Origin of the sequence: Paracoccus aerodenitrificans, assembly GCF_027913215.1 — a bacterium.
Taxonomy (GTDB): domain Bacteria; phylum Pseudomonadota; class Alphaproteobacteria; order Rhodobacterales; family Rhodobacteraceae; genus Paracoccus; species Paracoccus aerodenitrificans.
In genome coordinates this window covers 2,286,409-2,312,886 of the sequence record NZ_CP115784.1, presented here as the reverse complement: position 1 = coordinate 2,312,886, position 26,478 = coordinate 2,286,409, and the positions used below count along the sequence as shown (strand labels likewise).

The window sequence follows — 26,478 nt, the reverse complement described above, 5'->3', positions numbered from 1 at the left end:
GATCAGGCCTCCTCACGCTTACGGGTGGTGCGCTGTTCGATGCGCTTCTCGTGTTCGCCCTGAATGATGCGGTGCACATAGATGCCGGGCAAGTGGATATGATCCGGGTCGATCGAGCCGCGCGGCACGATTTCCTCGACCTCGGCCACGCAGACCTTGCCGCACATCGCGGCGGGCGGGTTGAAGTTGCGGGCGGTCTTGCGGAAGACGAGGTTGCCGGTGTCGTCGGCTTTCCACGCCTTCACGATGGACAGATCCGCGAAAATCCCTTCTTCGAGGATATAATCCTCGCCATTGAACTGCTTCACCTCTTTGCCCTCGGCGATCACCGTGCCGACGCCGGTCTTTGTATAGAAGCCCGGAATCCCGGCGCCCGCCGCACGCATCCGTTCGGCCAGAGTGCCTTGCGGGTTGAATTCCAGTTCCAGCTCTCCGGAGAGATACTGGCGCATGAATTCTTCATTCTCGCCGACATAAGAGGACTGCATCTTCTTGATCTGCTTGGTGTCCAGCAGCTTGCCCAGACCGAACCCATCAACGCCGCAATTATTGCTGGCGATGGTCAGATCCTTCACGCCGCTTTTCACAAGCGCGTCGATCAGCAATTCGGGAATGCCGCACAGGCCAAAGCCTCCCGCAGCGATATGCATGCCGTCAAACAGCAGCCCATCAAGCGCCGCGTCGGCATCGGGATAGATTTTCTTCATCTTTTCCTCCGGATTTATTGCAGGATTTGTTGCAAGGGGGTGCCGCAGTGTCAACGTACGGTAGCGTTAGCATTCGGTCTTGCCGCCATTCCCGGGGTCGAATTCGGGCGCCATGGGACGAATGACCGGCGTTCCGGTGCCTCGCCAAGGCCGCGACAGGGCGCAGACTGCCGCCGTTTCCGCGCTTTCGTCTACTTTTCATCAAGAAACCGCCAGCCCAAAGGCGCATCCCATGCAAGAAACCCGCATGGGATGAAGCAATTGACGGAAGGCAGACTTATTCTTCAGCCTCTTTCTTTGTCGCAGCGGGTTTCCTGGCGGTTTTCGCCGGAGATTTCTTCGCCGTCGCCTTGCTTCCGGCTTTCTTCGCAGCAGGCTTTTTTGCCGTCTTGCTGGCAGCGGTTTTTTTCGCCGCAGTTTTCTTTTTCGGCGATTTGGCGGCCTTGGCTGCGATCAGCTCCAGCGCCTGTTCCATCGTGATATCGGCAGGCTCCAGATCGCGCGGCAGGGTCGCGTTGATCTTTTCCCATTTCACATACGGCCCATAGCGCCCGCTCATCACGGCAATCTTTCCGCCATCGGGATGGTCCCCAAGCTCTTTCAGAGGAGCGGCTGCCGCGGCCCGCCCGCGCGTGGGTTTCGAGGCCAGAACCTCGACTGCGCGATTCATGCCGACGGTGAAGACCTCTTCGACATCGGGCAGATTGGCGTATTTCTTGCCGTGCTTGACGTAAGGCCCATAGCGCCCGATTCCGGCCTCGACCAGTTCGCCATCCTCGGGGTGCGGACCGATGGGGCGGGGCAGGGCCAGCAATTTTAGCGCCTGTTCCAGATCGACGCTGTTCGCGTCCCAGCCTTTCGGGATCGATGCGCGCGGCGGTTTGGGCTGATCCTCGGTCGGCTCCCCTCGCTGGACATAGGGGCCGAAGCGACCGTTTTTCAGGCTGATCTCATCGCCCGCATCATCACCCAGAACCCGATCGCCAATGGCTTCCTCACCATCCGGCGCAGACAGGGGCCTTGTATAGCGGCATTCAGGATAACGAGAGCATCCGATAAAGGCCCCGCCGGACCGAGCTGTCTTCAGGTTCAGCCGTCCCTGACCGCAAAGCGGGCATTCGCGCGGATCGCCGCCATCCTCCCGCGCCGGATAGAGATGCGGAGCAAGCGCTTCGTCAATGGCTTCCAGCACCTCACCGATGCGCAGATCGGTGGTGCCTTCAAGCGCCGCCGTGAAATCCCGCCAGAAGCGGCGCAGCACCTCACGATAGGCGCGGTTGCCCGAGCTGATATCGTCCAGCTCTGTTTCCATATTCGCGGTAAAATCATAAGAGACATAGCGCGGGAAATATTTCACCAGAAATGCCGTCACCAGCCGCCCCTTATCCTCGGGGATCAGGCGGTTCTTGTCCTTGCGGACATATTCGCGGTCCTGAATGGTCGTGACGATGCTGGCATAGGTCGAAGGCCGGCCGATGCCGAGTTCCTCCATCTTCTTGACCAGCGTTGCCTCGGTATAGCGCGGCGGGGGCTGCGTGAAATGCTGACGCGCGGCGGCGGTCTTGCTGTCATCGACCAGCACGCCCTCTTCGGCGGCGAAGGCGGCAATCTTGCGGGCGGCCTCGCCCTCACTGATCTGGGGTAGGCGGTTGCTGTCCTCGGAATCGTCGTCGTCGCGGCCCTGATCGTAAACGGCCAGGAACCCGTCGAACATCATCACCTGACCTGTGGCCCGTAGCCCGACCTGCCCGTCCGCGCTGGCGATTTCGACCGTGGTACGCTCCATGCGGGCGGCTTCCATCTGGCTGGCCAGCGTCCGCTTCCAGATCAGATCATAGAGCGCCCGCTGATCCTTTTCGGAAATCCGCAATCTGTCGGGAGAAACCGACATATCCGTGGGGCGGATACATTCATGCGCTTCCTGCGCGTTCTTGGCCTTGTTCTTGTACATGCGCGGCGATTTCGGCAGGTAGTTTTCACCGAAACGCGATTTGATGACATCGCGGGCGGACATCACGGCTTCGGGCGCCATGTCGATGCCATCGGTCCGCATATAGGTGATCAGCCCCGCCTCATAAAGCCGCTGCGCCGTGGACATACAGGCCCGTGCGCCAAGACCAAGCTTGCGCGACGCTTCCTGCTGGAGGGTCGAGGTCATGAAAGGCGGCCACGGATTGCGCGTGGCGGGCTTGGCGGTGACGCTGCTGACGGTCAGGTCCCGCGCGTTGATGGCGGAAAGCGCCAGCCGTGCCTTTTCGGCGGTCGGAATGTCGAAACGTTCAAGCTTGTCACCGGCAAGGCTGACCAGAGTCGCATCATATTCCTCACCCAAGGGTGTCGCCAGACGGGCATGGACGGACCAGTATTCGCGCGGTTTAAACGCCTCGATCTCCATCTCGCGTTCGACGATCAGGCGCAGCGTGACCGATTGAACGCGGCCCGCCGATTTCGCGCCGGGCAGTTTGCGCCACAGCACAGGGGAAAGGTTGAAACCAACAAGATAATCCAGCGCACGGCGGGCCAGATAGGCATCGACCAGATCGCGGTCGATCTCGCGCGGCTTGGCCATTGCGTCGGTCACGGCGTTCTTCGTAATCGCGTTGAAGGTCACGCGGCTGACCGATTTGCCTTTTTTCAGCGCCGGGGCCAGAGCCTCCAGCAAATGCCAGGAAATCGCCTCGCCCTCACGGTCGGGGTCGGTGGCGAGGATCAGCGCGTCATCGCCCGACAGCGCATCGCGGATCGCCTTGAGGTGCTTCTTCGAATCCGAGGCCACCTCCCATTTCATGTCGAAATCGGCCTCGGGATCGACCGAGCCGTCTTTCGGCGGCAGGTCGCGGACATGCCCGAACGAGGCGAGAACGGTATAATCGTCGCCCAGATATTTGTTGATCGTCTTGGCTTTGGCCGGCGATTCGACAACGACGACAGGCATGCGGAACCTCATTACGGATTTGGCGCGACAACATGGGGGCGCTTGCAGATAGTGTCAACGGGCAGAGAGGGGCAGGCGCTTCTGGCATTGGCCGGGCGCTGCGGCTGCGATCGGCACGATCACGGAATGTCACATTCCGGGCGCTGACAGTTGAGCCGGTGTGAATGGACAGATGCGCTGCCTTCCGGTGAGATGCCGTCAGACCGCGCCTGTCGGCCCTGAAAGATTTGCCGGAGAAAGACATGATAAACCCAATAAAGCTGCTGCTGGTTTCCGCCATTTGCCTGTCAGGAATAGCTGCGCTTGCCGATCCTTCGGCAACGAACGGTGAATCCGACCGGCGGCTTTCGGCGATGGATGCGAACCATGATGGCCGTGTCACCGTACAAGAGGCGGACGCATTCCTTGCGAAAGCGCCCCGGCATCAGGCGGTGGATCATGACCGCAGGCCTCCCGCGCGGCCTGAGGGAAATCCGACAGATGAAGCTGTCCCCAATCTACGGGATGAGCGCCGTCCCGGCATGAAACCGCAGCAAGAACCGACCACACAGGAGAACAACCGACAACCTGCCTCACCGCCTGCGCCCAGCGGCGCAAATCTGGATAGCAACCGGGACGGGATCATTTCCGATTCCGAATTTCAGGTGATGGCGAAAATGCTGCCCGCGCCGCATGACCGATAATCTGCGCGACATCATGGGGCGGGAAGGCCGTCAGTCTGTAACGGTGGCAGAAGGGTGAATTACAGGCGGTCGCTCCTTCTTGCTTCAGCTTACCAGACATATGAAACGCCCCGTCCAGTCGTCCTGCCTTATATTCAATGCCGGGATGCCCGGGACGACGCATCGCTGAGCGCGATCATCCCGCCCGGCATCCGGATCAGCCGACCGGTCAGCTCAAGTTCGACAATCGCCGGAGCCAGAACAGAGGCTGGAATGCCGATATCGCGTATCAGCGCGTTTTCCTCTGTCGGACTGGGCGAGAGGCGGTCGAGAACTCTGGCCATGCAGCTTTCTTTCGACGGGCTGCTTTTTTCGCTGCATCGCGCCGGGGTTTCTGCCGATTGCGGTTTTTCGTCCTTCTGTCTCGCTGGCGAGGTCATCCGTGCTTTCAGATCCGGCAGTGCCTCCAGCACATCCTCGGCGTTGCGGACCAGAACGGCACCGTCGCGGATAAGCTGGTTGCAGCCACCGGCGCGGCCATCCACAGGATGCCCGGGCACGGCGAGCACTTCCCGACCCTGATCAAGCGCATTTCGCGCCGTGATGAGACTGCCAGATCCGGAGGCTGCTTCGATCACGATGACCCCGTGGCTCAGCCCCGAGATAATACGATTGCGCACCGGGAAATGGCGGGCAATCGGTTCCAGCCCCGGCGGCTGCTCCGAGACCAGACATCCGCGATCGCATATTGTCGCGGCGAGAATCCTGTTTTCGGCGGGATAGATACAATCCGTCCCGCCTGCCATGACGGCAATCGTGCCATGTTTCACGCTTGCCTCATGCGCTGCGCTGTCGATGCCGCGTGCCAGGCCTGAGACGATACAGATCCCCATTTCAGACAGGGCATTCGCCATACCCCGCGCCATGCGCAGCCCGAGAGAGGACGCATTTCGCGCCCCGATCACAGCAAGTTTCGGCTGTGCGAGCGCCTTCGGATTGCCCCTCACCCACAATAAAGGAGGCGCATCGGAAAGCTGGCGCAGCAATTCGGGATATTCGGGTGAATCGTAGCGGATCAGCTTTGCGCCGGACTTTCTGCCCGCTTTCAGCTCTGCCGCTGCGACGGATTCGGGGCAGGAAGCGTAATCTTCGACCCCTGCATCGCGGGCAATTCCGGGCAATGCCCTCAGCGAGGCGACGGCGCTGCCATGTTCGGCCATCAGCCGATGGAAGGTTGCAGGACCGACACGGCGCGAGCGAATGAGGCGGAGCAGGACAAGATCATCTTCCCTCGCTGTCGGTGGGGTGTGGGGGGAGTTGAAAGAAAACAACCTTGCGACCTTTCCGCCTCATTCCCGGCTGTTATGGCCGGTCGGTGGTTAAGGTCAGGTTAGCGCCGCCGATAATCGCGGGATTTGCGGCGCTTGGGCTCTGGCAGGCGGATTATCCCGCCGCCGATCCGCCGACAGTCAGCCCGCCGATCATCAGCGTCGGCAGTCCGACCCCGACAGGGACCCACTGGCCCTGCTTGCCGCAAGTGCCGATTCCGGGATCGAGCGCAGTGTCATTCCCGATTGCACGGATATGCTGCAACGCCGTCGCACCGTCTCCGATCAGGGTTGCGCCCCGGATCGGATCGCCGATCTGGCCGTTTTTCACGCGATATGCCTCGGTGCACGAGAAAACGAATTTCCCGTTGGTGATATCGACCTGACCGCCGCCGAAGCCCACCGCGTAGATACCGTCTTTGAGATCCGCGACAATCGCGTCGGGGCTTGCATCTCCGCCGAGCATGAATGTGTTCGTCATGCGCGGCATGGGCGAATGCGCATAGCTTTCGCGGCGTCCGTTCCCGGTGGGTTCGACTCCCATCAGCCGGGCATTCTGACGATCCTGAAGATAGCCGACCAGAATGCCATCTTCGATCAGCACGTTTCGCGCCGGAGCGGTGCCCTCATCATCCACGCTGATCGAGCCGCGCCGGTCGGGGATCGTTCCGTCATCGATGACGGTGACCCCGGGGGCGGCGACACGCTGGCCCATCAGCCCGGCGAAGGCAGAATGTCCCTTGCGGTTGAAATCGCCCTCAAGCCCGTGGCCGACGGCCTCGTGCAGCAGGATGCCGGGCCAGCCCGGACCCAGAACGACATCCATCACCCCGGCAGGGGCGGGTTCGGCGCGAAGATTCACAAGGGCGATGCGCAGAGCCTCGGCGACCTGTGCCTTCCAGTAACCGGGCTCCAGCAATCCGCGCAGGGAAACCCGGCCCCCGCCTCCGGCACCTCCGGTTTCACGTCGCGCGTTATCTTCGACGATGACTGCGACATACAGCCGCGCCATCGGGCGCGTATCGGTGACCAGCCCACCTTCGGGTCGCAGAATCGCGACTTCCTGAAGGCTTGAGGCAATCGAGGCCGTGACCTGAACGATTCGTGGATCGAGGGCGCGGGCATAGGCGTCGATCTCGCGCAGAAGGTCGATGCGGGTCCCGACATCGATCCCCTGAGCGGGGTCCACCGGAGCATAAAGCGGTGAAATTTCTGTTACGGGCGGAAGGGCGAGTGTATGATCGCCATTGCCCACGGCAAGCCGGACGGTTTCGGCGGCACGCTGAAGGGCGGGCAGGGTCAGTTCGGTCGAATGAGCATATCCGGTCACCTCACCGGCCACGGCGCGAAGCCCGAAGCCCCGGCTGGCGGTATAGCTCGATCCGCGCAGGCGGCGATCATCGAATGTCAGGGTTTCGGAATGCGCCCGCTCTACGAACAGTTCTCCGTCCTCGGCACCGGAAACCGTGTCGCGCAGCAGGGTCAGGGCCGCGTCGCGGTCGAAGTGATCCTCGAAGGGCCGGAACGCGTCTGTCGTCATGAAAATCTCCCCGAATGCAGAAACCAAGGGTATATAATACCTGCATGAGGGTATGACCCGACTTGTCGCAGGATGGGTTTTGTGGTTCTAAACGGAAAAAGTCTGACTCGGAAGGGCGGAGCGCAAGTTTCGCCGCTTGCGCGGCATACGAAGTGAAACGGCAAGGGATACTCGGATGGTGGCTCCAGCGATGATGCGCCGCGTAACAGCGGCAGGAATGGGGGCGGCGGCTGCGCTGTCATCAGGCGTGGCACTGGCCCAAAGCGCGGCAGATCAGGCGCTTGGCGAACTGCCTGTGATCGGCAAGCCCGATCCGCGCGGTATAGGCTTTCAGCCTGCATCCACCCCTCAGGCGAACGATCAGCAATGGCTGGATCATTTTGTCCTGATCATTATCGCCGTCGTCGTTGTCTTCGTCTGCGGGCTGCTGCTGTGGTGCATCATCCGGTATAACCGGAAGGCGAACCCGACCCCTGCGCGGTTCAGCCATAACACGCCGGTCGAGATCGCATGGACGCTGGTTCCGATCCTGATCCTGATCGCTATCGGTGTGTTCTCGCTGCCGATTCTGTTCCGTCAGCTTGCGATTCCCGAGAATCCCTCGGTGGTGATCAAGGCAATCGGGCATCAGTGGTACTGGTCCTATGAATACCCGAATGAGGAAATCGCCTTCGATGCGCTGCTTCTGCCGAAGGAAGATCTGGAAGCTTACGGCTATTCCGAGGATGAATATCTGCTGGCGACCGATAACCCTGTCGTTGTCCCGGTCGGGCAGGAAGTGCTGATGCAGTTCACCGCGACCGATGTGATCCACGCATGGACCATCCCGGCATTCGCCGTAAAACAGGATGCCGTGCCGGGCCGGATCGCTCAGCTTGCGTTTACCGCCGAACAGGAAGGCGTCTATTTCGGGCAGTGCTCGGAGCTGTGCGGCATCAACCACGCCTATATGCCGATCGTCGTCAAGGCTGTCTCGCCGGAAACCTATGCCGCCTGGCTTGAGGGCGCGAAGGTCGAGTTTGCCTCGGCTGAGCTTGAAAATGCCCGCCCGATCCAGTTGGCCGTGAAGTGAACGTGACGGACGCGTCCATATATCATGCGACCTCGCCCGAGGCCGAATTTGGTGACTATGTCGCGCTGCTCAAGCCGCGCGTCATGTCCCTTGTCGTGTTCACCGCCTTTGTCGGGCTTATTGTCGCGCCGGGCAGCCTGCATCCGCTGGTGGCGTTCTGCTCGATCCTGTTCATTGCCATTGGCGGAGGCGCGTCGGGTGCGCTGAATATGTGGTACGACGCCGATATCGACGCGGTCATGCGCCGTACGAAGTCGCGCCCGATTCCCGCCGGGCGGGTTTCCGGCGCCGAGGCTTTGGGGCTTGGACTTGCCCTGTCCGGCCTGTCGGTGATGATGCTGGGACTGGCTGCGAACTGGTTCGCCGCAGGGTTTCTGGCGTTCACCATTTTCTTTTACGTCGTGGTTTACACGATCTGGCTGAAACGTCTGACGCCTCAGAATATCGTCATCGGCGGTGCGGCGGGTTCCTTCCCTCCTATGATCGGCTGGGCTTGCGTGACAGGCGGGATCAGCGTCGAATCTCTGCTGATGTTCGCGCTGATCTTCTTCTGGACGCCGCCGCATTTCTGGGCGTTGGCGCTGTTTACCAAGGAAGATTACAATAATGCCGGAGTGCCGATGCTGACCGTGACTCACGGGCGTCAGGCAACGCGTCGGCATATTTTCGTCTATACGCTTGTGCTCGCGCCCTTTGCGATCTGGCTGGGGCTGACTTCGATTGGCGGGCCGTTCTACCTTGCTGTCGCACTTGTCCTGAATGTGCTGTTCATCTGGAATGGCTGGCAAGTGATGCGGCGCAGCGATGCGCAGTCATTCGCAGACGGGCATAAAGCAGAAAAGAGCTTTTTCAAATTATCGCTCTATTATCTGTTCCTGCATTTCGCAGCCCTTCTTGTTCAGCACTGGATTTCGATGTGATGGCCCTGCGTACCGAACATGAGCTTCATCAGCGCCGCCGCTCGCGCAATATCGGGCTTCTGGTCGTGCTGATCGCGTTTGCGGCGCTGATCTTCGCGCTGTCGGTGGTCAAGGTCAGCACGGGTCAGTCGGCCTCGCTTGAAGGGTTCGATCATCAGGTGCGGCCCGCTTTGCTGCCGCGCGAAGAGGGGACCGAGATTGCACCATCCGATGATCCGGTCGCCGCGCCGGGTACGCCCGCCGCCGAACAAGGAGCAAGAACCACGCCATGAGTATTTTGCCGAAAGACAAGAATTCTCGGGTCGTTGTCTCGCTTGTTGGCGTCGTGGTCGTGATGGGGGCGCTCGCCTGGGCGGCGGTGCCGTTTTATAACTGGTTCTGCCGGGTGACCGGCTATGCGGGCACGACTCAGGTTGCGGATGCAAACAGCGCCGGTGAGACGAAGATCCTCGATGAAAAGATCACCATCCGTTTCGACGGCAACACCGATCCCAGCCTGCCTTGGGGGTTCAAGCCGATGCAGCGTGAGATGGAGATGCGCATCGGCGAGACCGGACTGGCCTTCTATGAAGCCGTGAATAACTCGGACCGCACCGTGACCGGCCGGGCCTCCTATAATGTCGCGCCGGATATCGCGGGATCGTTCTTCTACAAGATCGAGTGTTTCTGCTTCACCGAGCAGACGCTTAAACCCGGCGAGCGGATCGAGATGCCCGTCACATTCGAGGTCGATCCCGAAATAGTGACAGATCGGGATGCCCGTAAGGTGCGCGACATCACGCTCAGCTATACTTTCCACCCCTTCGAAACCGATGAGCCTGCGGACGATACCCAGGCTGCGTTGACGACGGGGCAAGACACAACCAGAATGAACTGACGCAATAGCGGGGACAGCCAATGGCGCATGCAAAGAACCACGATTACCACATATTGCCGCCCTCGATCTGGCCGTTGCTCGCGGCGGTTTCGACCTTCGTAATGCTGACGGGCGCCGTTGCGTGGATGAAAGGCGCCGGACCTTGGGCCTATCTGATCGGTACTGTCGGCGTGGCGTACACAATGTTCGGCTGGTGGGCCGATGTGGTGCATGAGGGCGAAACCGGCGATCATACTCCGGTCGTCCGGATTGGTCTGCAATACGGCATCATCTTGTTCATCATCTCGGAGGTCATGTTCTTCGTTGCGTGGTTCTGGGCCTTCTTCAAGAATGCTCTGTATCCGATGGGGCCGGAAAGCCCGATTCGGGACGGTGTCTGGCCTCCGGAAGGGATCACGACTTTCGATCCCTGGCATCTGCCGCTGATCAATACGCTGATCCTGCTTCTGTCGGGTTGTGCGGTGACCTGGGCGCATCACGCTCTGGTTCATGAAAACAACCGCAAGGACGCGATCACCGGGACGGCTATCGCGGTCGTTCTTGGCATCTGCTTCACGATCCTTCAGGCTTACGAATACAGCCATGCGGCGTTCGGTCTGTCCGACACGGTCTATGGCGGAGTGTTCTTCATGGCGACGGGCTTCCACGGCTTTCATGTCATTATCGGGACGATCTTCCTGTTCGTCTGCCTGATCCGCCTGATGCGCGGCCAGATGAGCGACAAGCAGCATGTCGGATTCGAGGCAGCGGCCTGGTATTGGCACTTCGTCGATGTGGTCTGGCTGTTCCTCTTCTTTGCGATTTATATCTGGGGCCGCTGAGGCGTCAGGTAAATCACGACACATGCGAACGGCGCAGCATCACTGCGCCGTTTTTCTTGGCTTTTTCTTGTCCTGGAAGGTCATCGGAATATCATGCGCCGCTCGATCATCCCGCCGCTGATCTTTGGTATCGTTGGCACCGCCATTCTGATGACCCTCGGCTTCTGGCAGCTTCGCCGGATGGAGTGGAAAGAGGCGATGCTGGCCGAGATTCAGACCGGGATCGATGCCGCAGCGCAGCCTTTGCCCGCAGAAATCGATCCGTCGATGAAATATATGCCGGTGCTAGTTGAGGGCCGGACCACGGGCGAAGAGATCCTTGTTCTGTCCGGCACCAAGGAACGCGGCGGCGGATATAATGTGATCTCCGGCTTCGTCACCAGCGATGGTCGGCGCATTCTGCTGGATCGCGGTTTCGTCGATCAGGATCAGCGGCATGACCCCCGACCGCCTGCCGCTTTGCGCGTACGGGGCAATCTGCACTGGCCGCAGGAAAAAGGCAGCGCCACGCCAGAGCCGGATCTGGATGCGGGGATCTGGTTCGCCCGCGATGTGCCGGAAATGGCTCGCATGCTGGATACCGAGCCGGTGCTTGTCGTGGCCGCCGCGGCTGAAGGCGATCTACAGGGTGTCGATCCGATCCCGGTCTCGATTGATGGTGTGCCGAACAGCCATCTTTCCTACGCCGTGCAGTGGTTCCTGTTCGCGGCGACTTGCGCAGGGATGACACTCTGGTTCATCTGGCGTATCAGGCGCCGGACATATTAGGAACGGATGATGCGATATATCTCGACACGCGGAAACGCCCCGATTCTGGATTTCGAACAGGCGATGCTGACCGGGCTGGCGCGTGACGGTGGCCTGTATCTGCCCGAGACCATCCCGCAGCTTCAGGATCTCGCCGGGTTTGAGGGCCTGTCCTATGAAGAGGCCGCGTTCCGCGTCATCAAGCCTTTTCTGGGTGAGAGCTTCTCGGATGAGGAACTGACCCGCGCTATTGCTGCGGCGTATGAGAATTTCGGCCATGTCGCGCGTGCGCCTCTGCGTCAGCTTGCGCCCGGGCATCACCTGCTGGAACTGTTCCACGGCCCGACGCTCGCCTTCAAGGATTTCGCGATGCAACTGATCGGGCAGTTGTTCCAGATCGCGCTTCAACGCTCTGGCCAGAGGATCACCATTGTCGGCGCGACATCCGGCGATACCGGCAGCGCCGCGATTGAGGCATTTCGCGGGCTGGAAAATGTCGATGTGTTCATCCTGTTTCCGCATGGACGCGTGTCCGAGGTCCAGCGGCGGCAGATGACCACCCCGGATGATGCGAATGTCCACGCGCTCGCGCTGAGCGGGCATTTCGACGATTGCCAGGCGCGGCTGAAGGATCTGTTCAACGATTATGCTTTCCGCGATGAGGTCGGTCTGGCCGGGGTGAACAGCATCAACTGGGCGCGGGTGCTGGCGCAGGTGGTATATTACGTGACCTCGGCGGTCAGTCTTGGCGCACCGGGGCGGCAGGTCGATTTCACCGTGCCGACCGGCAATTTTGGCGATATTCTTGCCGGTCTGGTGGCGAAGCGCATGGGCGTGCCGGTCGGGCGGCTGGTGATCGCGACGAATCAGAACGATATCCTGCATCGCGCATTGACGAGTGGCGAATACCGGACCGGGCAGGTCGAACCCTCGATTTCGCCGTCTATGGATATTCAGGTCAGCAGCAATTTCGAACGCGCTCTGTTCTGGGCCTATGGCGGCGATGCAACCGCGATCCGTCAATTGATGGAAGAACTGCGTCAGGGTGGTTTCACCATCAGCCAGGGCGCATTGCAGGCGCTGCGCGAGGATTTCCTGTCGGGCCGGGCCTCGGAACAGGAAACGCTGGAAACGATCCGTATCATCCGCGACGAGACCGGAGAAATCCTCTGCCCTCATTCCGCGGTCGGCGTGAAAGTCGCGCGTGAGCATCTGCGCGAGGGTATTCCGATGATCACCCTTGCGACCGCGCATCCGGCGAAATTCCCCGATGCGGTGGAACAGGCGACCGGCATCCGGCCCGCCCTTCCGCCCCATATGGAAAACCTGTTCGACCTTCCCGAGCGGTCGAGCCGGGTTGAAAATGACGCAGATGCGCTTAAATCGCTGATCCTTGAACGGAGGACGGCTTGAGCGATACAAATATCACAACACTCCCCAACGGGCTGCGCATTGTCACGCGCCACATGCCGGGGCTTCACTCTGCCACGCTAGGTGTCTGGGTGAATGCGGGCGGGCGCGACGAGCGGGCCGAGCAGAACGGCATCGCGCATTTTCTTGAACATATGGCGTTCAAGGGTACGGCAAGGCGGACCGCCCTTCAGATCGCCGAGGAAATCGAGGATGTCGGCGGCTATATCAATGCCTATACCTCGCGGGATACGACGGCCTATTATGCGCGGGTGCTGGCCGCCGATACCGGGCTGGCGCTGGATGTGATTTCCGACATCCTGCTGAACCCGTCATTCGATGAGCGCGAGATCGAAATCGAGCGCGGTGTGATCCTTCAGGAGATCGGGCAGGCGCTTGATACGCCGGACGATATCGTCTTCGATTGGCTGCAAGAGGCTGCCTATCCCGATCAGCCCATCGGTCGCCCGATCCTCGGCCCGGCAGAGCGGGTTTCGCAATTCGGCCGCCCCGATCTGTCGCGCTTCGTGACCGAGCAATACGGGCCGGACCGGATGATCCTTGCTGCTGCCGGCGCGGTGGATCACGATGCCATCGTCCGTCAGGCCGAGGCTACGCTGGGTGCGCTGAAACCGCGACCGGGCGGGCTGCGCGATGCGGCCCGGTGGCGCGGTGCCGAGGCAAGGCGGATCAAGGACCTTGAACAGGCGCATTTCACGCTGGCTTTCGAAGGTCCGGGATACCGCTCGCCGCATTACCATGCCTCGCAGATCTGGACGGTGGCGATGGGTGGCGGCATGTCCTCGCGCCTGTTCCAGAAGATCCGCGAGGAACGCGGGCTGTGTTATACGATCTTCGCCCAGTCCGGTTTCCATGACGATACCGGGATGATGACGATCTATGCCGGGACTGCCTCTGAGGATCTGGCCGAGCTGATGACGCTGACCGTCGATGAGCTGAAACGCTCGGTCGATCAGCTTTCCGATGCCGAGATCGCACGGGCGCGGGCGCAGTTGAAGGCCGGTATGCTGATGGGGCTGGAAAGCAGCTCGGGGCAGGCAGAGCGCATTGCGCGGTCGCTGGCGATCTGGGGACGCGTGCCGGAACCTGATGAGACGGCGGCGAAGCTGGACAGCGTCACCCGCGAAGACATCGCCGAATATGCGGCAAGCATGATCGCTCGCCATCCGGCAATGGCGCTTTACGGGCCGGTCGAACATGCGCCGTCGCTGGACGAACTGGCAGACAGGCTGGCTGCATAATGTTCGGGCGGCGGCGTCCGATCCTGCTGGAAACCGAAAGGATGGTGCTGCGCCTTCCGCAACATTCGGATTTCAACGCATGGACGGGGCTGCGTCTGGAGAGCCGGGATTTCCTGACCCCGTGGGAGCCGTCATGGTCCGACGACCATCTGTCGCGTAAATCCTTCACCAACCGGGTTTACTGGGCGCAGCGCACCTGCCGGAACGGCAATGCGCTGCCGTTCTTTCTTGAGCGCAGCGTGGACGGGGCGATCCTTGGCGCGATCACCCTGGACAGTATTCGCCGCGGTCCGGCTCAGATGGCGACGATCGGTTACTGGATCGGCGCTCCGTTTGCACGGCAGGGCTATATGACCGAGGCGATCAATGCGGTGGTCCGTCACGCATTCGTCGTGATGGATCTGTCCCGCATCGAGGCAGCCTGCCTGCCCGATAATACCGCATCGCGCGGTGTGCTGGAGCGGTCGGGTTTTAAATATGAAGGCGTCGCGCAAAGCTATCTTCAGATCAACGGGCGGTGGCGCACTCATGTGCTCTATGCCAATTTGCGTCATGACCGGCGCGGAAAGACCGCAGCCGGTTAGCTGATCGGGCGCGACAAAAGACGCATGAAGGGCAGGCGAAGCGATGGCGATGTTGAATTCGGCGGGGTCCGGTCTGGCTGGCAAGCTTCCTCAGGGTGTTCTGCGCGATATCGAACCGCGCCATCTGGAAGAACCGAGGGGCCGCTATCACGGCCATGCCGGGCTTCTTGCGGCACCGCATGACGTGGAAGAAACGGCGGCTGTGGTCAAAGCCTGTTCGGATTCAGGTGTCGGCATCGTGCCTCTGGGAGGAGGGACCGGGCTTGTCGGTGGGCAGGTCATGACTGACGGTCCAGCACCGCTTATTCTGTCGACCGAACGAATGAATGCGGTCCGGAATATATGGCCAGATGAAAATGTCATGATCGCCGGTGCCGGGGTCACGCTTCAGCAGGCCCGCGAGGCTGCCGCGGACAAGGGGAGGATGTTCCCGCTGTCGCTTGCCTCGCAGGGTTCGGCCAGTATTGGCGGGGTTCTGGCGACGAATGCGGGCGGGGTGAATACGCTGCGCTATGGCACGGCACGCGCTCTGTGTCTGGGTATCGAGGCCGTGATGCCCGATGGGTCGATCCTGCGCGATCTCAAGCGGCTGCGGAAGGATAATACCGGCTACGATATCCGGGATCTGTTGATCGGTGCCGAGGGCACTCTGGGGATCATCACGGCGGCAAGCCTGCAACTTGTCACGCCGCCCGCTGCCTCTGGTGTCGCGCTTCTGGTCGTGCCTGATCCGGCGGCGGCTTTGTCTCTGCTGGCTCTGGCACGTCAGCAGCTTGGCGATTCCATCACCGCGTTTGAACTGATCTCGGGGCAGGGGCTGCGTTTTCTGGCCGAGACCATGCCTGAACTGCGCCAGCCCTTCGATCAGCCGCCCGCTTGGATGGTGCTGATCGAAGCCGGTCCGCCGCGCGGTCTTCAGCCCGATGAGGTGCTTGAGACGCTGTTCGAAACCGGTGCCGCTGACGGTCTGATCCTAGACGGTCTTATCGCGCAATCCGGTCAGCAGGCAGCGGATTTCTGGCGTCTGCGCGAGGAAATCCCGCAGGGGAACCGGCGGATCGGTGCGATCAGCAGCCATGATATTTCTCTGCCCCTGTCCGAGGTGCCGGGCTTTATCCGCGACGCAGGCGCCATGCTCGAACGAATGGGCGATATGCGGGTGAATTGCTTCGGCCATCTGGGCGATGGCAATCTGCACTACAACGTCTTTCCGGCGCAGGGCCACGATCGCGAGGAATATGACGAAATGCGCCCGCGTATTCAGCGCGATGTTCATGAACTCGTCGTCGCGCGGGGAGGATCGTTTTCCGCCGAACACGGGATCGGGCGGCTGAAAATCCGCGATCTGGAAAGGTGGGGCGATCCGACCCGGCTGGCGGTGATGTGGGCGGTCAAGACGGCGCTGGACCCGAAGGGGATCATGAATCCCGGCGCGGTACTGTCGTGAGGCAGCTTGCCTGCCGGTCGCAGTCCCTCTAGCCTCAGCCCATGCTGCGTTACGTTGCCCGCCGTCTGATCTCGCTGTCGCTCAGCCTCGTGGTGGCGTCGCTGGTGATTTTTCTGCTGGTCGAAATGGTGCCCGGCGATCCGGCGACCTTCATGCTGGGGACCGGTGCGCAGCCAGAGACACTGGCGGCATTGCGTACGCAGCTTGGTCTGGATCAGCCTCTGCCGCTGCGGTATCTCGGCTGGCTCGGCGATGTGCTGACCGGGGATCTTGGCAACAGCTTCACCTATAAAACCCCGGTCAGCGGCATGATCCTGGACCGGATGCAGGTTTCGCTGCCTCTGGCGCTGATGGCGCTGCTTCTGTCGATTGCGCTTGCCTTTCCGATAGGGCTTCTGGCGGCCTCTCAGCGGGGCAGGGCCGGAGATGCAGGGATCATGGGGCTGACCCAGATCGGGATCTCCCTGCCGAATTTCTGGTTCGCCATGCTTTTGGTCCTGCTGTTCGCCGTCAGGCTGCGATGGCTTCCCGCCGGTGGTTTCGGAGGCTGGGACGCCCCCATTGCCGCGCTGAAATCGCTGCTTCTGCCCGCCATAGCTCTGGCGCTGCCGCAGGCGGCGATTCTGGCGCGGGTGCTGCGTTCGGCGCTGATCGACACGCTGGATCAGGATTATGTCCGGACGGCCCGCGCCAAAGGTCTCAGCCGGGGCAAAACGCTGCGCCGCCATGCGCTGCGCAATGCACTGATCCCGGTACTGACGATTCTCGGGATGCAGTTTTCCTTTCTTCTGGCGGGCGCGATCATTATCGAGAATGTCTTCTACCTGCCGGGACTGGGCCGGATGATCTTTCAGGCCATAAATCAGCGTGATCTGGTCGTCGTCCAATCGGCGGTGCTTGTGCTGGTCGCGGCTGTGATCCTGATCACCTTCATCGTCGATATCGCCTATGCGCTTGTCGATCCGAGGCTGCGTATCGGATGAGATGGACGCTGATCATCGGGGCCGTTCTGGCAGGGCTTGCTGTGGCTGCGGCGCTTTTGTCGTTTCTGTGGACACCATACGATGTCACCCAGATGGCGATTGCCGACAAGTTGCAGCCGCCTTCCGCCGCGCATCTTCTGGGCACGGATCATTTCGGACGCGATATCCTGTCGATGATCATGGTCGGGGCGCGGACCTCTATTGCGGTTGCGGTGGTGGCCGTGGGCATCGGAATGGGGTTCGGCCTGCCTCTGGGGCTGCTTGCCGCAGGCAGCCGGGGCGGCTGGCTGGATGAGTTGATCATGCGCGGCAACGACCTTATCTTCGCCTTTCCCTCTCTGGTGATCGCGATCCTCATTACCGCGGTTTTCGGACCCGGAGCGGTGAATGCGATTATTGCCATCGGGATCTTCAATATCCCCGTCTTCGCCCGCGTCACCCGGGGCGGAGCGATGCCGATCTGGACGCTTGATTACATCCGCGCAGCGCGGGTTGCAGGCAAGGGCAGGGCACGGATCAGCGTCGAGCATATCCTGCCCAATATCGCCAGCCTGCTGATCGTACAGGGAACGATCCAGTTCAGCCTCGGTATTCTGGCCGAGGCGGGGCTGTCCTATGTCGGGCTTGGGGCTCAGCCGCCGACGCCAAGCTGGGGGCGGATGCTGGCCGAGGCGCAGACCTTCGTGACGCTGGCTCCGCATGTCGCCATCATCCCCGGCCTATGTATTTTCCTGACCGTTCTGGGGCTGAATCTGCTGGGTGACGGGCTACGCGACGCGCTGGATCCGCGACTGAAGGTCATGCAGCTATGATCGAGGCGCGGAATCTCTCGGTCACCATTCGCGGTACGGCTGTGCTTCGCGATGTGGATCTGCGGCTTGCTCCGGGAAAGATTACCGGCCTGGTCGGGGAATCCGGCTCTGGCAAGTCAATGACGGCGCTTGCCGTGATGGGGCTTTTGCCGCGCGGCTCGTTCGCTGGCGGAGAGGTGCTGCTGGACGGAAAGAACCTGCTGAAGATGCCTGAACCCGCGCTGTGCCGGATTCGTGGCAACCGGATCGGCATGATTTTCCAGGAGCCGATGACCGCGCTCAACCCGCTGATGACGATTGGCGATCAGGTGGCCGAGGTGCTTCGCATCCACCACGCTATGCCGCGCGATCAGGCGCTTGCCCGGGCCCGCGATCGTCTCGACCGCGTGGGTTTGCCGGGGCCGCGCTTTCCGCTGAGCCTCTATCCGCATGAATTATCCGGCGGTCAGCGTCAGCGTGTTGCCATCGCACTTGCCATTGCCGAGGCTCCGGACCTTCTGATCGCGGATGAGCCGACCACGGCGCTAGATGTGACCACTCAGGCGCAGATCCTAGATCTTTTGCAGGATCTGGTCCGTGATGAGGGAATGTCGCTGCTGCTGATCACCCATGATCTGGCGGTGGTAGCCGGTGTGGCGGATCATGTCGCGGTGATGAAATCCGGCGAGATCGTCGAGGAAGGCCCGACCGAGACGCTGTTTCGCACACAATCGCATCCCTATACCCGCGCTCTGTTCGCCGCTTCGCGATATGCGCCGGGGGGCAGGACGCCCGTCGGACCGGAGAACGCACCTATCCTCTCGGTGCGCAATGCCGTGCGCGAATATGCCTTGCCCCGGCCATCCCTGTTCGCGCCGCATGGTGTCCTGCGGGCGGTGGACGATGTCAGCTTCGATATCAGAGACGGGGAATCGGTCGGTCTGGTCGGTGAATCCGGCTGCGGAAAATCCACGCTGACCCGCGCGATACTCGGTCTTGATCCTCTGCAAGGCGGAGAGATCCTGCTGGCCGGAGAGCCGGTTCAGGCGGGAAAGGCAATGCATGCCGGGTTGCGCGCACGGGTTCAGGTCGTGTTTCAGGACCCGTTCGGCAGCTTCGATCCGCGTTGGCGCGTCGAAAGGCTTGTCGCGGAGCCGTTCCATTTGACCGGGCGACCGCCGGACTGGCGTGATCGCGTAGCCGAGGCACTTCGCGATGTCGGAATGGATCCCTCTGCCGCCGGGCGCTATATCCACGAATTTTCCGGCGGTCAGCGGCAGCGTCTGGCCGTTGCGCGGGCGCTGATCATCCGTCCCCGGCTGATCGTACTGGATGAGGCGGTCAGTGCGCTTGATGTCCGGGTCCGCGCTCAGGTGTTGGATCTGCTGGCGGAATTGCGGCGCAGTCACGGCATGTCCTATCTGTTCATCAGCCATGATCTGGGCGTTGTGCGCGGCGTGACGGATCGGGTGCTGGTGATGGATAAGGGCAAGATCGTCGAGCAGGGTCCTACCGCAGAGGTCATGGATAACCCCTCCCACCCGACCACGCAGCGGCTGATGGCGGCCATGCCGGTCATTCCGCCGGAATGGGGCGTTGCCTGAGCGTAGGGTCCTTGCGGGCTTTCCATCGCGCCGCTTGCAGGCTAGGCCCTGCGCATGAGCTTGCCCGCACTCTCTCCTGATCAGGCCGAGGCCTGGGATTCGCTGTCTGCCGTGCTGGAAGGCGCGGGCGTCGATCTGACCGCCGAGGAAATCCTGCCGCCGCAGCCCGGAAAGGCGCGGGTGATGGCGGTGATCGGCAAGGCTGGTTCGGGCAAGACCATGATCCTCGCCGCGCTGACCAAAGCGCTGCGCGAGGCGGGCGTCGAACTGATCTCGGGCGATTACGAGGGCCGAAGGCGCAAGGATCGCCGCACCGTTGCGGTGCTGGCCCCGACCAACAAGGCGGCATTCGTTCTGCGGATGCGCGGTGTGCCGGCGACCACGATCCACCGCATTCTCTACACGCCGGTTTACGACCCGGAATATGAAAAAATCGCCGACTGGCTGGCCGGAACCGGCGACCGCCCGGCGATCGAGGGGCTGACCGACGCCGCGCTTGACCGGGCGAAGGCGTTCTACGATCAGCATGCCTCGATTCCCGGCGCTCTGGCGGCGGCGGGGCTGCGCGGTTCAGATTTCATTCAGGGCTGGAAGCGGCGCGAGGACGGGCTGGATATCGGGCTGATCGACGAATCTTCGATGCTGGACCGCAAGCAATTCGAGGATCTCCGCGAGATTTTCCCGGTTCTGGTGCTGTTCGGGGACCCGGCTCAGCTTGCTCCGGTGGGGCAGTCCGGGGAAATGGTGTTCGACGATCTGGCCGAGGGTCAGAAACTTGTCCTGAACCGCATTCACCGGCAGGCAGGGGATAGCCCGATCCTTGATCTGGCCCATGCGCTTGGCGATGAAAGCCTCGATTTCGCCGGGTTCGAACGGATGGTCCGCGAGGCAGCGGCGGCGGATCCGCGCGTTATCTGGGCCGAGCGTGTGGAATCGGATCTGATGGCCCGCAGCCCTGTTCTGGTCTGGCGCAATGCGACGCGTATCCGGCTGATTGCCGCATTTCGCGCGGCGCATGGTGCACCCGGCGACGCGCTTCTGCCCGGAGAGCCGTTGATCTGCGACGGGCTGGAATTGCCTTTGAAGCACCGCAAGAAGCGGATCGACCTTGAGGCGCGGGGGCTGATCAAAGGCGCTCAGGTGGTCTATCTCGGGCCGGGCAAGAAGCCGGGTTTTTCGCGGCTGCATGTGCTCGGCGCGGAAGAGCCGCGCCTGTCGGCGGCCTCGATCGTGAAGATCGAATCGCCGGATGAGGAAGAGCCCTTCATCCCCTTCGCGGCGGGAATGGGGGCGAGTTTCCTGCACGGGGCGGCGGTGACCATTCACAAGGCGCAGGGCTCGCAATGGCCCGAAGTTCAGGTCTTTGCGCCGGATATTTCGGCGGCGGCATGGTCCGGCCGGTCCGAGGCCGGGATTCCGCTGTGGAAACGACTGACCTATGTCGCCATTACGCGGGCGCAGGAGCGGCTGTACTGGGTCACGCGGGCGCGGCTGGCGCGTCCGGGCGCGGCGCTGAGCGTGGCTGATCTGTCGGCGCGATCGGCCCCGCTGGAGCTGAAGCCGACAGTCGAGGATGGCGGGTGAGCCGCGCTTATGCCTTCCGGGCCGGAGGATGCTTGCCCTCAAGTACGTCGATCCGGGTCTGAAGCCGCTCGGTCAGGGCCTCGCGCGACAGACCGGTTTCCTGTGACAGGCGAAGCAGGCCGAAATGGACCCGCGCCATGTTCTGATAATACCGGGCGAAAGTATAGTTGATCGAGGCTCCGGCAACGGCACCGAGAACCGGCACGGCCTGCGCACCGACCTTGGCGATCAGCCGTGTCGCGATCTGAGGGGCGAGGCTGGTAATCAGCGCCTGCAATGTCCTGCCGCTGACGGTCAGCCTTGCGGCGAGCAGGCCGGTATCGGTGCTGTCATCCTCGGCCAGTGGCCCGCCCGAGGCAAAGACGCGCAGCGCTTCGGCCTGAATCCGGTCGTCCCGCGTGTCGAAGCCGTGCTCATCGGCGATTTCCAGAATGGCCCGCAGCAGGATGGTTACCGTCACCGGAAGCTCGACCACAGCGCCGGTCAGCCCGGCAGCCCCGCCAACCGCGCCCGCCGCGGTCGTACCCATGCGGTTGAACCAGTCGCCCCGGTCGCGCAGCACACCGCGCGAGGCTGACGCGACGCGGAATGTCCGGCGCAAGGCGGTTTCCACGCCGCGATCTATCCGCGAGCGCATGAAGCCGGGCAGGCGCTTCATCAACTGTTCGCCGCCGCCGCCGATCCGCTCGATGATCTCCATCGCCAGACCGCGAGCCTCGATATAGCGGCGGGCGAGCTTGTCGATTTCGGCCAGAATGCTCGGGTCGCTGATGGGGGGGAGGACAAGCTGCGGTTGTTCAGCCATGCGGAGGTTCCTCTTGCGGGTTGACGGGCCGACAGGGCGGCTCGCCGGTATCGGCTTGCGCGTCGATCTGATCCGGGCCGGTTTCGCGCGTGACATGGCCCTTTACATCAACCCACGCGGATTTCCGAAGTTCCAGCCCAAGCACCCGATCCGGGTTGGTGGGCGGAGGCATGACGACATCTTCCAGCTTTTCGAACCCGAAGCGCGAATAATATGGCGCGTCTCCGACCAGCATCACCCGTTCCCATCCGGCATCGCGAGCACGGCCAAGACTTTCCTGGATCAGCCATGCGCCCAGACCCTCGCCCTGAGCGGTGGGGTGCACGGCAACCGGACCGAGCAGAAGAACCGGAACCCCTCCGACCCGCACCGGCCAGTACCGGATGGCGGCCCGCACCGCGCCGTCCTGCCGCAGCATCAGGCACAGTCCGCGCACCGGATCGACACCGTCGCGCAGCCGATAGGAAGACAGCGCGGTGCGGCCCGGCGCAAAGCACAAATCCATCAGCGCCTCGACCTCGTGCCAGTCCCCTTTCTGTTCCTGACAGAGTTCCACGCGCTTCCCCGATTCCGTCATCCGGTTCCGGCGGATGCCTAGCATGACCTGCGGAAGTTGCAAGAAACCGGTGGACGCAGCGCGGGGGCCATTGCAGGATGCGCCCGGCAAGGAGGCGCCATGTTCTACAGACCCGAAAACGGCCACGGCCTGCCGCATAACCCGTTCAATGCCATTGTGGCCCCAAGGCCGATCGGCTGGATCTCCACGCGGGGCGAGGATGGCGATAATCTTGCGCCGTACAGCTTCTTCAACGCGGTTGCCTATCTGCCGCCGCAGGTGATGTTCGCCTCGACATCGTCCAAGGATGACCGCCCCGGAACCAAGGACAGCGTGGCGCATATCGCGGAGACAGGCGTATTCTGCGTGAATATCGCATCTGCGGCGCTGAAGGATCAGATGAATGCCTCAAGCGCTCCGCTTCCGGCCGGGAAAAGCGAGTTCGAAACAGCCGGGATCGCCGCTGCCGAATGCGACAGTATCGACTGCCCGCGCGTCGCGGCGGCTCCGGCAAATCTGGAATGCCGCATGACGCGGATCCTGCGCCTTCCGGGAGAAGCGAACTGGCTTGTCCTTGGTGTCGTCACCGGGGTCCATCTGCGCGACGATTGCGTGCGCGACGGACGGTTCGACCTGCGGGAAGAGGGCTGGCTGACGCGGATGGGCTATCGCGATTATGCCGCCATACATGAACTTTTTGAAATGGAACGCCCGAAATGACGCAGAAAACAGTCAGGGATTATATCCGCAGCATCTATGATTTCCCGCATGAGGGGATCATCTTCCGGGACGTGACCACGCTTTTCGCCGATGCGCGCGGGTTCCGTATGGCGGTGGACCAGATCCTGCATGCCTATGCGGGCCAGAGGATCGACAAGGTGGTCGGGCTGGAGGCACGCGGCTTTATTCTGGGCGGAGCCGTGGCGCATCAGCTCTCGACCGGGTTCGTACCGATCCGCAAGAAGGGAAAATTGCCCGGCACTGTCATCTCGGAAGCGTATGAGCTTGAATATGGCGAAGCCGTGATGGAACTGCACGACGATGCGCTGCAACAGGGTGAGCGGGTGCTGATCGTCGATGACTTGCTGGCAACGGGCGGCACTGCGGAAGCCGGGATCAAGCTGTGCCGGAGGCTGGGGGCCGAGGTGATCGGCTGTGCCTTCGTCATAGATCTTCCGGAACTCGGAGGACGCAAGCGGCTGGAGGAAATGAACATGCCGGTTCATGCGCTTTGCGAGTTCGCGGGTGCCTGAACCCGCCATGCAGGGGCGCGGTGCTGCCCGCGCAGCGCCCTCCGGGAACCGGGACAATCTGATCGGCAGTATCTGGATGGTGGCCTCGATGGCGGCTTTTGCTGTCGAGGATGCGTTCATCAAGGCTACCTCGCATAATCTGCCCACCGCCGAGATATTGATGCTTTTCGGAGCGGGCGGCGCAATCGTCTTTGCCATCTGCGCCGCAATTGGCCGTCAGCGCCTGATCTCGACCGAGGTGCTGTCGCCGGTGATGCGGGTGCGGGCGGTGTTCGAGGTGACCGGGCGGTTATTCTATGCACTGGCGATCACGCTGACGCCGCTCTCTGCGGCGACGGTCATTCTGCAGGCAACGCCTCTGGTCGTTGTCGCGGGCGCTGCTCTGGTCTTTGGCGAACATGTCGGCCTCAGGCGATGGACCGCGATCCTGATCGGACTGGCCGGAGTTGTCGTCATTATCGGGCCGGGTTCTGACAGTTTCTCGGCATTGTCGGTCCTGGCAATGATCGGAATGCTCGGCTTTGCGGGCCGCGATCTGGCCAGCCGCGCCGCGCCGCGCGGAATCGGAACGGCAGTTCTGGGATTTCACGGTTTCCTTGCCGTGATCGTCGCGGGGGCGATTTACGCGGTCTGGGATGGCACGGCACTTGTCAGGCCAGAGATCGGCCCGCTGTTCATGCTGACAGGAGCTGTGCTGTGCGGCGTCTCGGCCTATGCCTGCCTGATGAAAGCCATGCGCACCGGAGATGTCTCAGCCGTGACCCCGTTCCGCTATTCGCGGCTGCTGTTCGGCGTCGGGTTCGGCCTTCTGTTCTTCGGCGAATCCCTCAGCCCGTCGATCATTCTGGGATCGGGGCTGATCGTCTTCTCGGGCCTGTTCATCCTGTGGCGGGGGAAACAGGTGACGGGCAGCGGCTAGGGCAGGTCGATCTTGCCACGCAACGGAACATCGGCATGCGATGCCACGTCGTAGCGTTCGATCAGGCGGTGAACCGGAGGGTCGCCCTCGTCGCGATGCAGTTTGCGCAGGGCATTTGTTACCTCGGTATCGGTTACGGTGCGGCGTGTGTTGTGGCGGACATAGTCGTCCCAGGTCGGGATATGATAGCTTTCCGACCAGTAATCCGGCTTTTCCAGATCGCGCAGCAGAACCCATGACCGTGCACCGTCGCGGCGTCTTATATCGCGGCGGGCAACCATCAGGCGCAGGAATTCCTCGGTATCCTCTGCCGCGATGTGATAATCCACCATCACCATGATCGGCCCCGAGCGACCGCGCAGATCAAGCCCCAGCACAGGCTCGCGAAAGCGGTTAGCCGGGGACAGGTCGGACTGGCTGAATTCCGGCATCGGCATTGCCAGCCCTATTGCCGCCGCTGCCACCAGCCCGATTGCCGCTGCCAGAAGAGCTGCCTGGAACCCGTAAGCCTGCGCCACCGCGCCCCACAGCCATGCTCCTGCGGCCATGCCGCCGAATGTTGCCGTCTGGTACAGCGCAAGTGCGCGCGCCACGACCCATCGGGGAGTCGAAAGCTGAACCGTCACGTTGAACAGCGACAGCGAGACCACCCAGGCCAGCCCGGCAGGCAGCATCGCAATGGCGTGGACCCAGATATTGCCAGTCAGGCCCAGAACCGCCATCGACGCTGCAAAGATCAGCAGGGCAAGGCGTATCACCCATTCATTGTTGAACCTGTCCCGGATGCGGGTATTGGTCAGCGCTCCGATAATGGCACCGAAGCCGAAGCACCCCAGCAGGATACCGAACAGCAGTGATCCGCCCTCAGGGTGGGATTTCGCCACCAGCGGCAACAGCGCCATCAGCGCTGCCGCCGACAGCCCGAATGCCGAGGACCGGGTAAGTACCCTCACCAGATGAGGAGACAGCGCGACATAACGCAGACCCGCTCCGACCGCAGAAACGAAAGGTTCCCGCGCGACGCTGCGTTCGGGATAATCGGGCCGCCAGCGGAACATGGCGATCAGCAGCGGGATATAGCTGAGCGCATTCACCGCGAATCCCACCGCCGCGCCCCATGCGGCCACGATCAGCCCGCCCGCCGCAGGCCCGACCGAGCGCATGAGGTTGAAGCCCACCGAATTCAGCGTCACCGCCTGCGGCAGATCCTCACGCGGGACAAGATCGCCCATAGATGCCTGCCAGGGCGGATTATAAAGCGCCTGCCCAAGCCCGATCAGAAAGGTGAAGGCCAGAAGCGACCAGGGATTGATCCCTCCTTGCCAGGCGAACAGCGCCAGCAGAGCCGAGGCGATCGCCATGAAGGCAATGGCTGCCAGCATGATCTGGCGCCGGTCGAAAATATCCGCCAAGGCGCCGGAGGCCAGAGCGAACAGCATGATCGGCAGCGTATTCGACGCCTGCACCAAGGCGATAAGCGTTGCATTGGTCGTCAACTGCGTCATCAGCCAGGCCGCGCTGACCGCCTGCACCAGCCCGCCGAAATTCGACACAAGTGTCGCTGTCCACAAGTTGCGAAAGGCAGAGTGCCGGAATGGCGCGAATGTCTGGTTCTGAGCGGGCATGAGGCTGACTGTGGCCGGAATCAGAAACCCCCGCAAGAACCTCGCG

25 protein-coding genes are annotated in these 26,478 nt (G+C 62.1%); 18 read left to right on the top strand and 7 right to left on the bottom strand.

Features of this window, described 5'->3' with window-relative positions:
• Window positions 1–2: 2 nt before the first annotated feature.
• The gene (locus tag PAE61_RS12735) at window positions 3–707 is read right to left on the bottom strand and encodes a CoA transferase subunit A (RefSeq protein ID WP_271112755.1); all 705 of its coding nucleotides are present in this window, start codon (window positions 705–707) and stop codon (window positions 3–5) included.
• Window positions 708–984: 277 nt separating this feature from the next.
• On the bottom strand, window positions 985–3,642 hold the full coding sequence (topA, locus tag PAE61_RS12730; protein ID WP_271112754.1) for a type I DNA topoisomerase: 2,658 nt from the start codon (window positions 3,640–3,642) through the stop codon (window positions 985–987).
• Window positions 3,643–3,884: 242 nt separating this feature from the next.
• Between topA and PAE61_RS12725 the strand changes: the two genes are divergently transcribed.
• On the top strand, window positions 3,885–4,325 hold the full coding sequence (locus PAE61_RS12725; RefSeq protein WP_271112753.1) for an EF-hand domain-containing protein: 441 nt from the start codon (window positions 3,885–3,887) through the stop codon (window positions 4,323–4,325).
• A gap of 134 nt (window positions 4,326–4,459) precedes the next feature.
• On the opposite strand, the gene dprA is transcribed toward PAE61_RS12725, so the two are convergent.
• A complete protein-coding gene (gene dprA / locus PAE61_RS12720; protein ID WP_353620358.1) occupies window positions 4,460–5,635 on the bottom strand; it encodes a DNA-processing protein DprA in 1,176 nt (391 codons plus the stop codon).
• 112 nt (window positions 5,636–5,747) lie between these two features.
• Window positions 5,748–7,172, bottom strand: a complete 1,425-nt coding sequence (gene tldD / locus PAE61_RS12715; RefSeq protein ID WP_271112751.1) for a metalloprotease TldD — start codon at window positions 7,170–7,172, stop codon at window positions 5,748–5,750.
• A 175-nt stretch (window positions 7,173–7,347) separates the two neighbouring features.
• On the opposite strand from tldD, the gene coxB reads away from it, so the two are divergent.
• From coxB to PAE61_RS12645, 14 genes are all read left to right on the top strand, one after another.
• Window positions 7,348–8,244, top strand: coding sequence for a cytochrome c oxidase subunit II (gene coxB, locus PAE61_RS12710; RefSeq protein WP_271112750.1), 897 nt, complete (start codon window positions 7,348–7,350; stop codon window positions 8,242–8,244).
• A gap of 2 nt (window positions 8,245–8,246) precedes the next feature.
• Window positions 8,247–9,164, top strand: coding sequence for a heme o synthase (gene cyoE, locus PAE61_RS12705; protein ID WP_271112749.1), 918 nt, complete (start codon window positions 8,247–8,249; stop codon window positions 9,162–9,164).
• Window positions 9,164–9,436 (top strand): cytochrome c oxidase system small membrane protein, encoded by a 273-nt coding sequence (locus PAE61_RS12700; protein WP_271112748.1) that lies wholly within the window; start codon window positions 9,164–9,166, stop codon window positions 9,434–9,436. The genes cyoE and PAE61_RS12700 overlap by 1 nt, the downstream gene beginning before the upstream one ends.
• Complete coding sequence (locus PAE61_RS12695; RefSeq protein WP_271112747.1) at window positions 9,433–10,041, top strand: cytochrome c oxidase assembly protein; 609 nt, start codon at window positions 9,433–9,435, stop codon at window positions 10,039–10,041. Before PAE61_RS12700 ends, PAE61_RS12695 begins: the two co-directional genes overlap by 4 nt.
• Window positions 10,042–10,061: 20 nt before the next feature.
• On the top strand, window positions 10,062–10,862 hold the full coding sequence (locus tag PAE61_RS12690) for a cytochrome c oxidase subunit 3 (protein ID WP_271112746.1): 801 nt from the start codon (window positions 10,062–10,064) through the stop codon (window positions 10,860–10,862).
• 93 nt (window positions 10,863–10,955) lie between these two features.
• On the top strand, window positions 10,956–11,630 hold the full coding sequence (locus PAE61_RS12685) for an SURF1 family protein (protein ID WP_271112745.1): 675 nt from the start codon (window positions 10,956–10,958) through the stop codon (window positions 11,628–11,630).
• Window positions 11,631–11,639: 9 nt separating this feature from the next.
• The gene (gene thrC / locus PAE61_RS12680; protein ID WP_271112744.1) at window positions 11,640–13,022 is read left to right on the top strand and encodes a threonine synthase; all 1,383 of its coding nucleotides are present in this window, start codon (window positions 11,640–11,642) and stop codon (window positions 13,020–13,022) included.
• Window positions 13,019–14,281 (top strand): M16 family metallopeptidase, encoded by a 1,263-nt coding sequence (locus PAE61_RS12675; RefSeq protein WP_271112743.1) that lies wholly within the window; start codon window positions 13,019–13,021, stop codon window positions 14,279–14,281. The genes thrC and PAE61_RS12675 overlap by 4 nt, the downstream gene beginning before the upstream one ends.
• The gene (locus tag PAE61_RS12670) at window positions 14,281–14,865 is read left to right on the top strand and encodes a GNAT family N-acetyltransferase (RefSeq protein WP_271112742.1); all 585 of its coding nucleotides are present in this window, start codon (window positions 14,281–14,283) and stop codon (window positions 14,863–14,865) included. Before PAE61_RS12675 ends, PAE61_RS12670 begins: the two co-directional genes overlap by 1 nt.
• Before the next feature lie 49 nt (window positions 14,866–14,914).
• On the top strand, window positions 14,915–16,312 hold the full coding sequence (locus PAE61_RS12665) for an FAD-binding oxidoreductase (RefSeq protein ID WP_271115152.1): 1,398 nt from the start codon (window positions 14,915–14,917) through the stop codon (window positions 16,310–16,312).
• Window positions 16,313–16,353: 41 nt separating this feature from the next.
• Complete coding sequence (locus PAE61_RS12660) at window positions 16,354–17,295, top strand: ABC transporter permease (protein WP_271112741.1); 942 nt, start codon at window positions 16,354–16,356, stop codon at window positions 17,293–17,295.
• Window positions 17,292–18,107, top strand: coding sequence for an ABC transporter permease (locus PAE61_RS12655; protein ID WP_271112740.1), 816 nt, complete (start codon window positions 17,292–17,294; stop codon window positions 18,105–18,107). The genes PAE61_RS12660 and PAE61_RS12655 overlap by 4 nt, the downstream gene beginning before the upstream one ends.
• Window positions 18,104–19,690 carry an ABC transporter ATP-binding protein gene (locus PAE61_RS12650; protein ID WP_271112739.1) on the top strand — a complete coding sequence of 529 codons (1,587 nt, stop codon included), beginning with the start codon at window positions 18,104–18,106 and terminating at the stop codon, window positions 19,688–19,690. The genes PAE61_RS12655 and PAE61_RS12650 overlap by 4 nt, the downstream gene beginning before the upstream one ends.
• A 54-nt stretch (window positions 19,691–19,744) precedes the next feature.
• Window positions 19,745–21,274, top strand: coding sequence for an ATP-dependent DNA helicase (locus PAE61_RS12645; RefSeq protein ID WP_271112738.1), 1,530 nt, complete (start codon window positions 19,745–19,747; stop codon window positions 21,272–21,274).
• A 7-nt stretch (window positions 21,275–21,281) separates the two neighbouring features.
• On the opposite strand, the gene PAE61_RS12640 is transcribed toward PAE61_RS12645, so the two are convergent.
• Both PAE61_RS12640 and PAE61_RS12635 read right to left on the bottom strand, forming a co-directional pair.
• The gene (locus PAE61_RS12640) at window positions 21,282–22,079 is read right to left on the bottom strand and encodes an EcsC family protein (RefSeq protein ID WP_271112737.1); all 798 of its coding nucleotides are present in this window, start codon (window positions 22,077–22,079) and stop codon (window positions 21,282–21,284) included.
• Complete coding sequence (locus PAE61_RS12635; protein ID WP_271115151.1) at window positions 22,072–22,656, bottom strand: GNAT family N-acetyltransferase; 585 nt, start codon at window positions 22,654–22,656, stop codon at window positions 22,072–22,074. The genes PAE61_RS12640 and PAE61_RS12635 overlap by 8 nt, the downstream gene beginning before the upstream one ends.
• A gap of 99 nt (window positions 22,657–22,755) precedes the next feature.
• Between PAE61_RS12635 and PAE61_RS12630 the strand changes: the two genes are divergently transcribed.
• The 3 genes from PAE61_RS12630 to PAE61_RS12620 all read left to right on the top strand — a co-directional run bounded on the left by PAE61_RS12630 (window position 22,756) and on the right by PAE61_RS12620 (window position 24,807).
• Window positions 22,756–23,355, top strand: coding sequence for a flavin reductase family protein (locus PAE61_RS12630; RefSeq protein WP_271112736.1), 600 nt, complete (start codon window positions 22,756–22,758; stop codon window positions 23,353–23,355).
• Window positions 23,352–23,888 carry an adenine phosphoribosyltransferase gene (locus tag PAE61_RS12625; RefSeq protein WP_271112735.1) on the top strand — a complete coding sequence of 179 codons (537 nt, stop codon included), beginning with the start codon at window positions 23,352–23,354 and terminating at the stop codon, window positions 23,886–23,888. The genes PAE61_RS12630 and PAE61_RS12625 overlap by 4 nt, the downstream gene beginning before the upstream one ends.
• Window positions 23,889–23,964: 76 nt before the next feature.
• Window positions 23,965–24,807, top strand: a complete 843-nt coding sequence (locus PAE61_RS12620) for a DMT family transporter (protein WP_434803135.1) — start codon at window positions 23,965–23,967, stop codon at window positions 24,805–24,807.
• Here PAE61_RS12620 and PAE61_RS12615 read toward each other — a convergent pair.
• Window positions 24,804–26,432, bottom strand: a complete 1,629-nt coding sequence (locus tag PAE61_RS12615) for an MFS transporter (RefSeq protein WP_271112733.1) — start codon at window positions 26,430–26,432, stop codon at window positions 24,804–24,806. The genes PAE61_RS12620 and PAE61_RS12615 overlap by 4 nt on opposite strands.
• Between the last annotated feature and the right edge of the window lie 46 nt (window positions 26,433–26,478).